A 15,552-nucleotide genomic window follows, 5' to 3' on the forward strand; every position below is an offset into this window, starting at 1 on the left:
TATTATGATCGTCGGTGTACCTAAAGAAATTAAACCACAAGAAAATAGAGTGGGTTTAGTTCCTGCAAGTGTTAGGGAAATTGTTCGAGCTGGAAGTTCGGTTTTTGTCGAGAAAGGCGCGGGTGTTGGTATTGGTATTAGTGATGCAGATTATCAAGTGGCAGGTGCAGAGATTCTTGATACGGCTGATGAAGTTTTTGCTAAAGCAGAATTAATTATCAAAGTAAAAGAACCGCAACCTATTGAATGTAAGCGTTTAAAAGAAGGTCAAACAATATTCACTTATTTGCATCTAGCACCTGATCCTCAACAAGCACGCCTACTAAAAGAATCAGGCGTTACCGCCATTGCTTATGAAACTGTAACACAAGATGATGGTGGGCTGCCTTTATTAACGCCTATGTCGCAAGTTGCTGGGCGTATGTCGATTCAAGCTGGCGCGCATTGCCTTGAAATGGCTCAAGGGGGAAGTGGTGTTCTGCTAGGGGGCGTGCCTGGCGTAGCAGCTGCTAATGTCGTTGTCATTGGCGGTGGTGTTGTTGGTACTAATGCTGTGCGTATGGCTATGGGTATGGAAGCACGGGTTATTGTCTTAGATAAATCATTACCTCGTTTACGTGAATTAGATTTTCAATTTGGCGCTAAATTAAATACTATTTATGCTACCTCTGACGCATTAGAACAATATATAACAACTGCTGATTTAGTAATAGGTGCTGTGCTTGTACACGGGGCTGCTGCACCAAAGTTAGTCACGAGAGCTATGCTAAAAACCATGCGTCCGGGTTCAGTCATTGTTGATGTGGCCATTGATCAGGGGGGCTGTTTTGAGACAAGCCGCGCAACTACTCATCAAAATCCTACTTATGTAGTTGATAACATTGTCCATTATTGCGTCGCTAATATGCCAGGTGCTGTACCGCGTACATCAACTTTTGCTTTAAATAATGCGACATTGCCTTTTGTTATGAGTTTAGTAACTAAAGGTATTAAAACTGCTTTACTACAAGATCGTCATTTATTAAATGGATTAAATGTTCATAAAGGAATGATTACTTATGAAGCAGTTGCGTTAGATCTAGGTTTTGAATATATTCCCGCTATTAGTGCTTTAAATAGTTAAGAAATAGTCTAGTTTAAAAGAGGCCTAGGCTGATGTATTTTCGTAATAGATCAGCCTCTATCGCCGAACGGGTGTATTTGGTGCATCTTGCGCGAAAATAATCCTTCAAAATGCTCACACAGGCAGCTATGCTGCGCTTTTTCAGCATTATTTTCACCCAACCCGCACTCAAATCCAACCGTTCATTAAGATATTGACATACCCCCTAATCTATTACTTATTTTCTTAAGCGTTCATACATGCTTTTTTAACCGCTCCAATGTTTAAGTATAACTAGCCTCGAACAGTTATTAAAATACTTCCTTTTCCTCCTGAGAGGTAGCAAAACTTGATGTGTTTGCTGCGCCTTCTTCACTAGGGACATCTTGTTCTCGGAAATATTCAACAATACTGTTGCTTTGATTTTGTTGGGCTATTAATCCTGTTTGAGGATCAATGCGTACAGCAACAATATTCTTAGGTTGCGGAAGCGCTCTTTCAGGTATATCTTGTAGGGCGACTTTCATAAAGTCTATCCACATAGGTAAAGCGATACTAGCTGCATATTCGTGCAGCGATTGAGGATTATCATAACCAACCCAAGTTGTCACAACTAAATCAGGTGTAAATCCAGCAAACCATGCATCAACTTGTTCATTTGTCGTGCCTGTTTTTCCAGCTAGATCTTGACGGTCAAGTATGCTTGCAGCATGCGCTGTGCCATGCTGAACGACGCCTTTTAAGGCCGAAGTCATAAGAAATGCGGTATCAGCAGGAATTACTCTGGGTGCTTGCGAAGAAGAGTCAGAAGTAGCGTTTTGCTCGCAGTCTTGTTGGCAAACTTTAGTAGGCCTTGCTTGTAGTAATACCTCGCCTTCATTGTCTGTAATATGATCAATTAAATAAGGCTCAATTTTATAACCACCATTAGCAAAGACAGCATAAGCTGTCGTTAACTCCATAGGACTTACGGATAAGCTGCCAAGTGCTAAAGATAATCCTCTAGGAAGATTTTCTTTATGAAAACCAAAGCGAGAAACATAATTAATAGTATAATCAAAACCTAAATCGTCTAATACACGAATAGAAACCATATTTCGCGAACGTACAAGTGCTTCCTTAAGTCGGGTTGGACCATTAAAAGTTAAATTGTCATTGTGTGGCCGCCATAAATCTGGCTGACTGGGATCTTCAACAACAATAGGTGCATCGTTAACTAAAGTTGCTAATGTATAACCTTTATCTAAGGCAGCGGCGTAAATAAATGGTTTAAAGCTAGAGCCTGGTTGTCTATTAGACTGGGTAGCACGGTTAAATTTACTTTTATCAAAATTAAAACCGCCAACTAAGGCTAGTAGCGCGCCATCATTGGGATTTAAAGCGATTAAGGCTGCTTCAACCTCAGGGATTTGACTTAAAAACCATTCATCTTGTTGTTTTCTTACATAAACAATATCGCCTTCTTTAAGAATCTGTTTAGCATGAGTAGGTTGTTTGCCAACCCATCCTTTTTTAAGTGCAGGTCTTGCCCAAGACATGCCAGACCATTTTAAAGTAAAGTCCTCATTAAAACGAGTTAATCCATGTGCCTGCTGATTATCAACATCTAAGATGATTGCTGGCTCTAGACCATTAAAAGCAGGGTAGTTTAGAAGGTACTTATTTAATGATTCTTTTGGCTTATCTTTTATATCAATATTACTAACAGGGCCACGATAGCCATGGCGGCGATCATAATTAAGTAAATGTTCGGCTACAATTCGATTAGCTGCTAGCTGAAATGGCGCTTTGATTGTTGTATAAACATTGTACCCTTTTGTATAAGCAGCAGGCCCAAAATGATTATAAAGAGATTGACGAATCATTTCAGCAACATAAGGAGCGGGTACTGCGACTTTAGCGCCATGATATTTAGCTGTAATAGGTTGGCTAATGGCTTCCTTATACTGCTCTTCGGTAATGTATTTTTCTTCAAATAAACGTTCTAAAACATGATCCCGCCTTTTACGGGCTGCAGCTGGATTTACAATAGGATTTTGCGTCGAGGGCGCTTGAGGTAAACCTGCAATCATAGCTAATTCTGCTAAATTGAGATCCTTTAATGACTTACCATAATAAACATTTGCAGCAGCGCCTACACCATAGGCACGGTTACCTAAATAAATTTTATTAAGATAAAGTTCTAAAATTTTTTCTTTGCTTAATTCTCGATCAATTTTAATTGCTAACAGAATTTCATTAAATTTACGTAAAAACGTTTTTTTGCGGCTTAAAAAGAAATTTCGTGCCACTTGCATAGTGATAGTACTACCACCTTCCGCTTTAGTGCCTGTTTTGATCATTCGTAATGTAGCACGCCCTAGGCCAAAAATATCAACACCAGAGTGTTCAAAGAAGCGCTGATCTTCAGTAGCAAGTAGGGCATAAATAAGCATTTTAGGAATTTCTTCATAAGTTACGGGTATACGCTTTTTCTCGCCATACTCTTGAATTAACTTTCCATCTTGCGTGTAAATTCTGAGCGGCACTTGTAGATGCACTGTATTAAGAGATTCAACATCAGGTAATTGGCTTGCTAGGTATAAATAAAGAAAGCTTATTCCAATAATAAGTAGAAAAAATAGGCTTAAAAGAGTCCATAAACCTTTACGCCAGAAGTAAATCGCTTTTTTCATATTAAATTAGTGTAATTTTGTACAATCATGTTGAATTTGCGATTATAGCGCTATTTTATACCACTTGGCGAACGATACTATATATTTATAGGGAAAATATACCTGAATTTTATAAAATATAAGCCTCATAATGAGGCTTACAATTTAAGTTAGAGAAATTTTGCTTATTATTGCGTATCTGTATTACTACTCCCAGGTGAGAACGTTGATGAACGAGGCAATGTAGGATCTGTATTAGGATTGCCTAAGTAACTAAGTCCAAAGATATTGGATGTCCTAGTGGGAAAGAAATTTAGCGCAGGATAATTAATTGAACGATTAAAAATAGGTACTTTAGGCTGATGCTTAGTTTCTTCTAATTTGCTAGTTATTTTTTCTTCCTCAAGTTGCTTAGAATCTAAAGTGTTAATTTCATGTTGGGCAAATTTTAGCTCACCTAGGTTTTTTGCTTTTAATTGTTTATTTTCTTCTTCAAGCTTATTAACCTTCTTTTGTGATTCATGTTGTTTAGCTTCTAAATTATGAATTTGCTGTTTAGCAGTATCTAGTTCGTCTTCTAGCGTTTTGACTTGATTAGATAATAAACAAATTGTTTCATCTTGTTTAACGCTGGTTTTTTGCTCAGCTAAATGAGTTGCTTCTAAAAGATCGATTTTCTTTTGCAGCTCTTCGATTTTTTCCTGTTTTTTGTTTAAAACTTGTTCTAACTCTTCATTAGATTCAACTACATTTTTTAATGCTGTATTTAAGGCATTCTTTTCTTCTTCAAGCTGCTTTTGCTGCTTTATTAAAACAGGTACCATTAAAATACTTTGATGTTCACGAACAAGTTTTTCAACATAAGCACAAACTTCATCATTGGTTTTAGCGCTGATATTATTTATTAAGTAATCTGTTACAATAGTGCCCATGCCAGAAAGCTTACTAGTTTTACTAAATGTCCAATTACTAATAAACCGTGGTGCGTTTTTTGTAATATTATTATATTTTAATTCTACTTCATTTGTTTTACTAATATCTAATAACTCAAAAAGGGTAAGTAGAAAGTTATTTAAAACTAACTTTATTGATGATATTTCTTGCTCATTAAGAGGAGCATCTTGTTCACATACTTTTTTTAATTCGTTAATGACATAAAGAAAATAGTCTAAGCAAGGCCGTCTAGTATCATACTTAACCTTAGTATCAATGATATTTATTAATTCTTTAATCATTTCCTCGTGGGGCTTTGTTAAAATTTCCTCAGCTGGATAGCTTGTTTTTGGTGGCTGCGCTTCAGCATAATGTATAATCACATGGCCTAGCTTGCTCATAAAATCTTGTAAACGTGACATAATAACTCCTTTACGTTATTCCAGGGGTATTTTCCTCTTGTTACACTATATTTAATACAAACGAAGAGAGCAACCCTTGAACAATTTAAAAATTTAGGGATTAGTATGATTATTAAATTACTAAATTAATTTAAAATTTTAAGTTTATAATTCTTTGTAAATAAAACCTATTAATTTAATAATTGTTCCAGAAGGATTTCTTTTTTATACCGCATAAGCTAGCATGCTATATATACATATGGAGGTGGAGTCAGTGTTTAATTTTAGTTCTAAATGCCCTCCTATCTTAGGAATAGATATTAGCTCAACGTCTATTAAAATTGTTGAAATGTCGGGAAAGGAAGGCCATCGTATAGTTGAAGGTTACGGTTATCAGCCCTTACCGCCTAATACAATGGAAGGGCATACCATTAAGGATATTGATGCTGTTGGACGAACTATACAAGATGTTATCAATCGCAGCCGCTTAAAAGCTAAGCTAGCTATTTTATCTTTACCTGATTCATCAGTCATAAGCAAAGTTATTCAAGTCAACGAAGGATTGAATAATTCTGAGATTGAAGAGCTGGTAATTATGGAAGCAGATAAATTTATTCCGTTTCCCATTGAAGAAGTTAACATCGATTTTGAAATCATAGGCCATTCAGCCAAAAACACAGCATTACTTGATGTGCTAGTTGTTGCATCACGTTCAGAAAATGTAGCTACCCGAGTTGAGGCAGCAACAAAAGCAGGATTGCAAGTCAAGATTATGGATGTTGAATCTTTTGCAGTAGAAAGAGCGTGTAATTTAGCCATAGATATAGGATCGCCTATTGACAATAAAATTACAGCTGTTATTGATATTGGTGCTTTATTTGCTAACCTGTTCGTTTTAAAAAACAAGGAAATTATTTTTACCCGTGAAGAAGAGTTTGGCGGTAATCAGCTCATTGGCGCCATTGAGCAACATTATCATATTTCTCATGAGGAAGCGCTGCAGTTAGTAACGCAATCGCAATTGCCAGCAGACTATCAAAAAGAAATTATTAATCCTTTCTTAGAAACATTAATACTTCACGTAAAAAGAGCACTACAATTTTTTTATTCAACAAGTAATTACTCAAATATTGATCAAATTCTATTAACTGGTGGAGTAGCTAAGATACCGCATATTGAGCAAAAAGTGGAAGAAGAAATAAAGATAACAACCTTAAAAGCTAATCCTTTCTCTTATCTAGCTCTAGGTAGAAAATTAAATCCAGAATATGTTGCAAATGATGCTTCGTTATTAATGATTGCATGCGGATTAGCTTTACGAAATATTGGTAAAGCGCTATGACAAATATTAACTTATTACCCTGGAGGGAATTACGCCGTGAACAGGAAAAGAGAGAGTTTCGGACTTTAATGTTGGGTGCTGTTTTAATTGGAATAGGTATTGTAATTCTTATAAATTATTATGTTCATGATTTAATTAGCACCCAAACATCACGAAATCAGCGCCTGCAAGATGAGATTAATACTTTTAATCGACAAATTAAAGAAATAAAAAAGCTTAAACAAATCCGAAGTGAAGTCATTTCACGTATGAGAATAATTCAAGGTTTACAAGCAAAACGTACTTTGACAGTTCATTTATTTGATGAGTTAATTAAAGTAGTTCCTGATGGAATTCATCTTACCCAAGTAAAACGTGTAGGTGATAAAATTACGGTGCAAGGATTTGCTGAGTCAAATACAAATGTTTCTATTTTAATGCGTAATATTGAGCAAAGCCCATGGATTCAAGATCCGATTTTAACGGAGATTAAAAAGAGCAAAGAAGCCACAGTAGTAAATAATGAATTTACCCTAAGCTTCGTTCTTCAATCGAAAAACCCTTCATGATGAATAAATTAAATTTAAATGAATTAACTTTAGAGAATGTCGGACAATGGCCACCATTAATAAAATATTTGGCGGCACTATTAATAGCAGCTATTATTATTGGTTTTGGCTATTTATTTCTGATTAAACCTAATCTTGAAACACATGAAAGTCTTTTAAATCAAGAAAAAACTTTGCGTGCTGAGTTTGAGCAAAAGCAGCGATTAGCAGCTAATTTAAATGCATATAAAGTACAGTTACAAATAATGAATGAACGATTTGGCGCCATGTTAAGACAGCTGCCAGCAGAAAATGAAATGCCAGGTTTGTTAGAGGATATTTCAAAAACAGGAATAGCAAGTGGTTTAACTTTTGAGAGATTCGCGCCTCAAGCAGAGGTAAAGCATGATTTTTATATTGAACTACCCATTAATATTGCTGTGGTAGGTAACTACCATCAGTTAGCTGTGTTTGTTAGTCGTATTATACAAATGAGTCGTATTGTGACATTACATGATCTTGAAATAAAGCCCCAAATGGATGAAAAACAAAAAAAACCCATAGGCGATTTACTTGTGATGCAATTAACAGCAAAAATTTACAGATACAAAACTAAATGAAAATACAGGGATGGTTAATTTTAATATTGATTTTAATGCTATCTGCTTGCTCAAGTGCAAGCGAAGATGACTTAGATCAATATATTAGAGAAGTCAAAGCACGTAAGGTACGTCCTATTGAGCCTTTACCTACGTTTGTTCCACCTATAAAATTTGCTTACCCTGAACTTGATAATCGACGTAGTCCATTTAAACAAAAAGAAGTCGTTGTTATTGTCACGGATGAATTAGCGCCAGATACCAGAAGGCCAAAACAGCGTCTAGAGCAGTTTCCTCTAGATGCTTTAAAATTTGTAGGTACTTTAGAGCAGACTCCTACAATATGGGCTTTAATTAGCCTTCCTAATGGCGAGATTGTACGAGTCAAGCCTGGCGATTATATGGGGAAAAATTTTGGTCAAATAATTCGGATTACCCATACGGAACTTTTCCTAGAAGAAACGATTAGAGTTGCAGGGAAGTGGCAGAAAAGGAAAATTAAGTTTAATTTAAATGCAGGGAAATAGGAGTTGCATTTTGCGTAAGTTCATTTTGGCAGTCGCATTGCTTATCTGTTTTTGTAGTGCTTTGTTTGCTAAGGAAAATACTTTAGTGGGTTTAAAGGTAACGCCCTTACCAAGTGAAAGAGTAAGAATTGATTTTGTATTCAATGAACCATTAACGACATTACCCACAAGCTTTATTACTAGAAAACCAGCACGCTTGGTGCTTGATTTTGCTAATACTAAAAGCTTGCTCGATCAAACATTAATTACAAAAAAAATTAATCTTGGTGCATTGAGTGATTATGTTATTGTTGCCGTTGATAATCGGGTGCGCGCTATTTTTAATCTATCAACATTAGCTATTTATTCAGGTTATATTTCTGGCAAGGTCTATACATTAACATTAAGTGGAAAACCTAAGCCAGGTTTTGAACAACGTAAAGAAATTTTTATTACTCGCAGGCCAGTTAAAGCCCATTTTCATATCAATAATGTTGATTTTCGCGGTATAGGAAAACAAGCGGGCCGCGCAATTATCGATGTATCTAGCAGTAGTGTGCCTGTTGAAGTCACGCAAAGGGGAAGGGATGTTGTGGTTGATTTTCTAAGCACGCGCATTCCCGAGCGGTTAATGAAGCGTTATGATGTAGCTGATTTTCAAAGCCCTGCTAAAATCATGACATTGCGTCAAATAGGCAAAAAAACTCGATTAGTTATTAGAAGCAAAGGTGATTATGGTCATTTTGCTTATCAGGTTAATAAACAATTCTTTGTTGATATTTTTCCCTTAACAGCTGAGGAAGTAAAGCAAGCAAAATTAAAAAAACAAGTCTATACAGGTAAACCTATATCTTTAAATTTTCAAGATATCTCTATTCGTGCGGTCCTACAATTATTAGCTGAATTTAGTGGGTTTAATATTATTGTAAGCAACGCAGTAGAAGGCAAAATTACACTGCGTTTGCATGATGTTCCTTGGGATCAAGCGCTAGATATTATTCTTAAAACAAATAACCTTGATAAACGGCAAACGGGAAATGTTATTTTTGTTGAAAAAGAGGAGAATTTATTAAAAAGGGAGCAAGCGGAACTTAAAACGCAGCAAGTGGTAACGAATTTGGCGCCACTTCGCTCTGAGTTAATACCATTAAATTTTGCCAAAGCTGCCGACATTGCCACACTTTTAAAAGATAAGAATACCTCTTTATTATCAAAACGAGGATCGGTTAGTGTTGATGCACGTACCAATACTATTTGGATTCAAGATACAGGCGAGCAAATTGAGCGGATTCGAGAGCTTGTTAAACAGCTTGATATTCCTGTTAAGCAAGTCCAAATTGAAGCCCGTATTGTTAATGTGACTCGAGAAGCCATTAAAGATTTAGGCGTTCGTTTCGGTATCTCTCGGCCTCCGCATTTAAGTGGAACCTTAGAAGGGGCTAATCAGCTTGCTGCCGGAGTCCCTCCAGCTGAGGTAATTCCATTAGCTGATCGGTTAAATGTTGATTTGGCTGCGCCTACTGCAAATCCCGCCTCCATTGGTATTGCGTTAGCTAAATTGGGCGATGATATTTTACTAGACTTAGAACTCTCCGCATTAGAAAGCGAAGATAAAGCAGATATCATTGCAAGCCCCCGTTTAATGACCACCAATCAGCAAGCAGCAATGATTGAGTCAGGCGAAGAAATCCCTTATCAGGAAGCGACATCAAGTGGAGCTACGGCTGTCGCTTTTAAAAAGGCGGTTTTAAGTTTAAAAGTAACACCACAAATTACGCCTGATAATAGAATCCTTATGGAGATACAAATTAATCAGGATTCGCCTTCTGGCCGCTTAGTTAACGGCGTACCTGCCATATTAACTAAGCAGATTCAAACAATGGTATTAGTGAATAATGGCCAGACGGTTGTTTTAGGGGGCATTTATCGCCAGGATAAAAATAATACGGTAAGCCGAGTGCCCTTTTTAGGCGAATTACCTGGGCTTGGTGTTTTATTTCGCAACAAACATTCTAGAATTAGAAATGAAGAGTTGCTCATTTTCATTACTCCAAGGATAATAACGGATAATTTGGCTATTTTGGCCGTAAAGGGTCAAGGTATAGAGTTAGATAAGTTCGGAAAGCCAATTAATGTTTATAAATAAAACGCTTGAATAAACAAGAAAAAAGTTAATAATTTGCAATCTTAGTCGCAACATAGCGCCACTATTTTTTATATTTAGTAATTTACAAATCATAATTTATAATAAAAAATGAGCCTAAAGTTTTGGACGTGAGCAAAATTGAGGTGATTTAATATCGGCTTTAGGTATTACGTTAATCAAACAGAATTGTTAATGTGCAATTCTCTATTAGCAAAGAGGTATGTGATTAAAAATGAGCATAGTTAAAGTACGTAATATTTTTTTAATTGGGCCTATGGGAGCGGGAAAAAGCACTATTGGCCGTACTTTGGCAAAAGAGCTCAAATTAGAGTTCTTTGATTCTGACGAAGTAATTGAAGAACGTGCAGGGGCTGATATCTCCTGGATATTTGATATTGAAGGGGAGGAGGGCTTTCGCAAGCGTGAACAAAAGGTTATTGATGAGTTAACCCAAAAAAATAATATTGTGCTAGCTACTGGTGGGGGGGTTGTTATGACGCCAGAAAATCGCAATGCGCTTGCTGGCCGGGGTACGGTCATTTACTTAAAGACTTCTCTTCAACAGCAGTTCGAACGTACTAAGCGTGATACAAAAAGGCCACTCTTGCGAACAGACAATTTAGAAAGTCGTTTGGAGATGTTACGCGATGAACGTGAGCCTTTTTATGAAGAGTTAGCAGATATTAGTTTTGAGACAGATAAATTAACTGTTAAAGCCGTTGCCAACAATATTATAAAATATATTTATGGCGAACTTTGATTTGTTTTATACATTAGGAGTCAATTTACCAGGGCATGATTATTCTATTTTTATAGGCAATCACCTTTTATCAGGTAAGTGTAACTTATTGTCAGATTGTATTAAGTCAGATCAGGTGATGATTGTTACAAATCAAACCATAGCCCCTTTATATTTAGAACCTGTGCAGCGATTACTTGGTAAGCGACAGGTTGATAATGTTATTCTTGCCGATGGTGAAGAATTCAAAAATCAGAAAAGTCTTTTCCAAATATTTGATGCATTAATGAAAAACAAGCATCATAGAGATACAACTGTTATTGCTTTAGGAGGCGGCGTTGTTGGTGATATTGCGGGGTTTGCAGCATCGGCTTATCAAAGAGGTGTTCACTTTGTACAAATTCCCACAACATTGCTCGCTCAAGTAGATGCGTCAGTAGGTGGAAAAACAGGTATTAATCACCCCTTAGGTAAGAATATGATCGGTAGTTTTTACCAACCGCAAGCGGTAATTATCGATCTGACTGTTTTAAATACGCTGCCTTTAAGAGAGTTTCGCGCAGGTCTTGCTGAAGTGATTAAATATGCCATCTTAGAAGGAGGTCGCTTTTTTACTGATGTAGAACAGGCCTTACAAAAAGGCTTAAGTCCTAATTCATCTCTACTTGCTGAAATTATTTATCATTGCTGTCAAATAAAAGCAGGCTATGTAGAGCAAGATGAACGAGAGGCAGGGCTTAGAGCTTTATTGAACTTAGGGCACACCATAGGGCATGCCCTTGAAGCTTATACCCATTATCAACGTTGGTTACATGGCGAAGCAGTAGCAATTGGCTTATACTGTGCAGCTTTATTATCTTACCAAATTGGTAATATAAACTGGGAGACTGTTAAACAGATAGATAATCTATTACATTTAGCAAACTTACCTAGGCGGATACCAAAAGATATTAATCTGGAACATTTAAACATGCTGTTAGCAACAGACAAAAAAATTAAAAATAACACCTTGCGCTTTATTGTAATTAAAGAAATTGGAAATTGCGCTCTTGTAAGTGATATTAACGGACTAATAATTCAAGAAGTTATGGCAAGCGCAGTTGGAGATTAACACGATGTTATCTGATTCTCGTGAAGCCCTCATACCTTTGCAAGCTACAACCTCTTATTTATATAAACCTCATAATTGGCTGGCTAAAATAAATTTCATTAATCATCTTATCTTATTTAATGATTTAATGATTGTTGTAATGGCTGAACAAGGTGGCGGTAAGACATCCTTTATTCAGTTGTTACAAGAAAATTTAGATTTAGAAATAAATGTCAATCTTATTGATGCAAAAACACCTTTGGCTGAAGCACAAGTCTTAACTGAGTTAGAGGAATTTTGTAAGCGACCTACAAGCATAAAGCCTCAATTAAGTGAGTTAGTCAAAGAAGTTAATGCGATTAAAAAGCATATACTGATTATTATTGATAATGCCCACTGCCTCAAGGAAGATTTCTTAAAGAGTCTGTTAGAAGAGGTAAGAAAATATCAGCATAATTTTTTTCATATTTGTTTAGCAACTGATTTTTCCCTAAATCCACTGCTTAATTCCTTGCATGGTGATGTCTTTAAAGATTTAATCCACACTATTGAGCTAGGGCCATTAAGTAAAAAAGAAACAAGAAAATATTTATTAAAAAAACTGCCTTTATCTAAAGGAGTTAATAAGAGTTTAACTGATAAATGCATAAATGAATTTTATAATTTAACCAGTGGTCATATTGCCCAGATAAATACTCACTTAGAAGCTTTTTTTAATTTAAATAGAACAAATCAAGTTTCTTTGCTCAAGCCGATAAATTTAATAGGTGGTCTATTGTTATTAATACTATTCATTGCTTATATGGGGAAAATTAAATTCAAAGTCTCTGAAAGTTCAGTATCGCAGTTTTCTAATTCTTTTAAGTCTACTTTAATTGCTCAGAATCAAAGTATTATACAAGAACCGTTAGATCTAAATAATCATGTTTCTACCTCAATTGAAAAATCAATAAACAGTGCTTTAGAGCAAGTATTTGCAGGTAGAAAAGCTTCATCAGGTTATTTAAGTCATCTGCATTTTATTAATGAAGAGATCAGTACGCTAGCAGAAACTATTTTTGTAGAAGAAGTAGAATTGCCACTGCCTAAATCTAATTTACAGCCTATAAATAAGTTTTTTGAAACAAAATTAGTTTATAACTCAACATCTGAAAACTCATATTTTACGATTCAATTACTGGCAGGGCCTAATCGAGAAAATTTACAGCGATTTTTAACGAAGAATATGATTTCGAATGCTCAAATTAGGCATATTAAGCTAAAAGAAAAAGATTGGTTTATTGTAACTTTAGGCCAGTATAGTCAAGCTAAGCAAGCAAAAATGGCCTTAAATCATTTAAATCCTGAACTCTTAAAACTTAAACCTTGGGTTAGAAAATTACCTCAGGCTTCTATCTCATAGCACCGCTTTATGTAGCGGTTTTAGTTGCCTGTTCTATAAGCTTTAAAGCGCTTTGATTATTATTACTATTTCGTAATATTTGAAACCAACTATAGTAACCATAGAGAGCCATGATGGTATAAAGAATCATTAATGAAACATGAAAGGGAATTTGCTTTTGCAGATATAAATAAGCATAAATTGCATCGGTAATAAACCAAATTAGCCAGGTCGCTATAAATTTATGACACATAAGCCATTGGCCTACTAAACTTAATGAAGTTGTAAGAGCATCAAGTGTTGCCACATCTGAATTTGTAAAGTAAGTTAGCGCATAATATATAGTTAAAAAGAGACTACTAATAGCTATTAAAACTAAAAGCCACTGCTTTAAGTTTAAGATAAGAATAGATTGATAAATATTCTTATTAGTCCGATGCCATCTAAACCAGCCATAACAAGTCGTAATAAAATAAAATAATTCTAAAAACATATCAGCATAAATCCCTTTTTGCCAATAAAGCCAGCTGTTTAAGCTTATGGCTGCTAAGCTGATTAGCCACGCAGAACTATTTAAGCGAATAAAATAAAATGTCGCTAAAAAAGAGGTGATTGCACCAAATATATCTAAAAACATAACTAAATCCCTACGACGGCATAACCCGAACAGGTTCAATGGGTATAATCTCAGCCCTACAAATTAGTACCTACTTAGCATATGTTTTATTAAGTAACATTACTTATAAATCTCATAAATAGTTAAATTAGCTGTAGATACATTGATAGGCACCCCTTAGGCAGAAATGTAACAAAAGTTAAGCAGTGAAAGCAAATAGTTAAATGAAAATTTTATTATTTTCTGGTAGGCTTATATTAGAGGAATTCTAAGGGAGATTAGGATGTATAAAAGAGTAATGTTTGCTACTGATTTTGATGAAGTAGGTATAAAGGCTGCACAAAAAGCTAAGAAGATTGCTGACGAGAATAACGCTGAATTATTATTAGTTCATGTGGTTGAACCTATTCCAGCTTATGCCTATCCGGGCTTTGCAGGGTTTGCAGAGGTGGAAATTTCTATTCGTGAACAAGCTGAAAAAGAACTCGCTTCACTAGCTAAAATGCTAGGTGTTGATGAAGCACATTGTATGATTGAATATGGTTCAACCAAAAATGAAATCCTTCGCGTTGCTAAAGAAAAAAATATCGATCTGATCGTAACAGGTAGTCATGGTAAACATGGGCTTGCATTACTGTTAGGATCAACAGCCAATGCCATTTTACATGGTGCTGAATGCGATGTTTTAATAGTAAGGCCAGTTACTGATAAAACCTAAGATAAACATGAATGGCCAGTGGCTATCTTAGAGAGTTTACGAAAGATAGTCTTTCTGGCTGGTTGCTTTGTTCATATCCAGGAAGACAGCTTTTCTTTTTTGGGCTTAACCTAATTTCTCTAATATCAGCTTGATCTAGATTTTAGCGCTCGCCTTCTGTCTGTTATATAGCTTTGTAATTTAAAATTCTACAATAATGTATCGACGTTTTAAACCTCCCTGAATGATAATTTGAGGCAATATTTAGGCAGCTATTGTCTTAATCTGGCTTAATAAATTGTTAATATAAATTTAGTATAATTGTATTAATTATATACAATTTGGAGATTTTTATGCCTAAGCGTAGCTCTGATCCTGAGAAGAATAGACGAGTTAATGAGAGGGGTGAAACAAGCACTGAAAGCGGCTCAATTCCTCACTCTACTTGGTATGGTCGACAACGAGTTGACCAAGATAGTGGTAAACCTAGCAAAGATCCTAGTGCAGTTCCAAGATATAGGTACTATAGACAACAGAAAGTTGACTCAGATGGTAAACTGACTAAAGGGACTAATGGAATTCCTCGCAGTACATATAAACTAATAAAAAAAATAGAGAAATCTTATCAATCTAAGTCTACTGCTACTAACTCTGATAATCAGAGGAGTCCCTCTAGTGAAAGTACTCAGCAATCTCTCAGTTTTTTTAAGTCAGGTATGACAGACGAGCAAAAAAAGGCAGTTAAGGAACAAATGAATATTAAGTCACTTTTAAATTCTGAATAAAATAATTTAAGAGATTGAAGAAATATTAGGTTTC

14 protein-coding genes are annotated in these 15,552 nt (G+C 35.5%); 11 read left to right on the forward strand and 3 right to left on the reverse strand.

Going from position 1 to position 15,552, the window contains the following annotated elements:
• The first annotated feature begins 4 nt into the window (after window positions 1-4).
• On the forward strand, window positions 5-1,123 hold the full coding sequence (gene ald, locus ACQUW5_RS04090; RefSeq protein WP_444989936.1) for an alanine dehydrogenase: 1,119 nt from the start codon (window positions 5-7) through the stop codon (window positions 1,121-1,123).
• A gap of 290 nt (window positions 1,124-1,413) precedes the next feature.
• Here ald and ACQUW5_RS04095 read toward each other — a convergent pair whose 3' ends face one another.
• Complete coding sequence (locus ACQUW5_RS04095) at window positions 1,414-3,777, reverse strand: penicillin-binding protein 1A (protein WP_444989937.1); 2,364 nt, start codon at window positions 3,775-3,777, stop codon at window positions 1,414-1,416.
• A gap of 167 nt (window positions 3,778-3,944) precedes the next feature.
• Window positions 3,945-5,111: a hypothetical protein gene (locus tag ACQUW5_RS04100; RefSeq protein ID WP_444989938.1), complete on the reverse strand. Its 1,167-nt coding sequence runs from the start codon at window positions 5,109-5,111 to the stop codon at window positions 3,945-3,947.
• Window positions 5,112-5,364: 253 nt separating this feature from the next.
• Here ACQUW5_RS04100 and pilM point away from each other — a divergent pair, with 253 nt between their 5' ends.
• The 8 genes from pilM to ACQUW5_RS04140 all read left to right on the forward strand — a co-directional run bounded on the left by pilM (window position 5,365) and on the right by ACQUW5_RS04140 (window position 13,441).
• A complete protein-coding gene (gene pilM, locus ACQUW5_RS04105; RefSeq protein WP_444989939.1) occupies window positions 5,365-6,432 on the forward strand; it encodes a type IV pilus assembly protein PilM in 1,068 nt (355 codons plus the stop codon).
• Window positions 6,429-6,980, forward strand: a complete 552-nt coding sequence (locus ACQUW5_RS04110; protein ID WP_444989940.1) for a PilN domain-containing protein — start codon at window positions 6,429-6,431, stop codon at window positions 6,978-6,980. The genes pilM and ACQUW5_RS04110 overlap by 4 nt, the downstream gene beginning before the upstream one ends.
• Window positions 6,980-7,579 (forward strand): type IV pilus inner membrane component PilO, encoded by a 600-nt coding sequence (locus ACQUW5_RS04115; RefSeq protein ID WP_444990026.1) that lies wholly within the window; start codon window positions 6,980-6,982, stop codon window positions 7,577-7,579. Before ACQUW5_RS04110 ends, ACQUW5_RS04115 begins: the two co-directional genes overlap by 1 nt.
• The gene (locus ACQUW5_RS04120; RefSeq protein ID WP_444989941.1) at window positions 7,576-8,085 is read left to right on the forward strand and encodes a pilus assembly protein PilP; all 510 of its coding nucleotides are present in this window, start codon (window positions 7,576-7,578) and stop codon (window positions 8,083-8,085) included. The genes ACQUW5_RS04115 and ACQUW5_RS04120 overlap by 4 nt, the downstream gene beginning before the upstream one ends.
• Window positions 8,086-8,095: 10 nt before the next feature.
• Window positions 8,096-10,210 (forward strand): type IV pilus secretin PilQ, encoded by a 2,115-nt coding sequence (locus ACQUW5_RS04125; protein WP_444989942.1) that lies wholly within the window; start codon window positions 8,096-8,098, stop codon window positions 10,208-10,210.
• 232 nt (window positions 10,211-10,442) lie between these two features.
• Complete coding sequence (gene aroK, locus ACQUW5_RS04130) at window positions 10,443-10,970, forward strand: shikimate kinase AroK (RefSeq protein ID WP_444989943.1); 528 nt, start codon at window positions 10,443-10,445, stop codon at window positions 10,968-10,970.
• Window positions 10,957-12,060 carry a 3-dehydroquinate synthase gene (gene aroB / locus ACQUW5_RS04135; RefSeq protein WP_444989944.1) on the forward strand — a complete coding sequence of 368 codons (1,104 nt, stop codon included), beginning with the start codon at window positions 10,957-10,959 and terminating at the stop codon, window positions 12,058-12,060. The genes aroK and aroB overlap by 14 nt, the downstream gene beginning before the upstream one ends.
• 4 nt (window positions 12,061-12,064) lie before the next feature.
• Window positions 12,065-13,441 carry an AAA family ATPase gene (locus ACQUW5_RS04140; RefSeq protein WP_444989945.1) on the forward strand — a complete coding sequence of 459 codons (1,377 nt, stop codon included), beginning with the start codon at window positions 12,065-12,067 and terminating at the stop codon, window positions 13,439-13,441.
• 7 nt (window positions 13,442-13,448) lie between these two features.
• On the opposite strand, the gene pnuC is transcribed toward ACQUW5_RS04140, so the two are convergent.
• On the reverse strand, window positions 13,449-14,057 hold the full coding sequence (gene pnuC, locus ACQUW5_RS04145; RefSeq protein ID WP_444989946.1) for a nicotinamide riboside transporter PnuC: 609 nt from the start codon (window positions 14,055-14,057) through the stop codon (window positions 13,449-13,451).
• 262 nt (window positions 14,058-14,319) lie between these two features.
• On the opposite strand from pnuC, the gene ACQUW5_RS04150 reads away from it, so the two are divergent.
• Window positions 14,320-14,754, forward strand: coding sequence for a universal stress protein (locus ACQUW5_RS04150; protein ID WP_444989947.1), 435 nt, complete (start codon window positions 14,320-14,322; stop codon window positions 14,752-14,754).
• Between the two features lie 332 nt (window positions 14,755-15,086).
• Entirely contained in the window at window positions 15,087-15,518 is a 432-nt protein-coding gene (locus tag ACQUW5_RS04155) for a hypothetical protein (RefSeq protein ID WP_444989948.1), read from the forward strand.
• Window positions 15,519-15,552 lie beyond the last annotated feature (34 nt).

Source organism: Legionella pelazae, assembly GCF_052527395.1.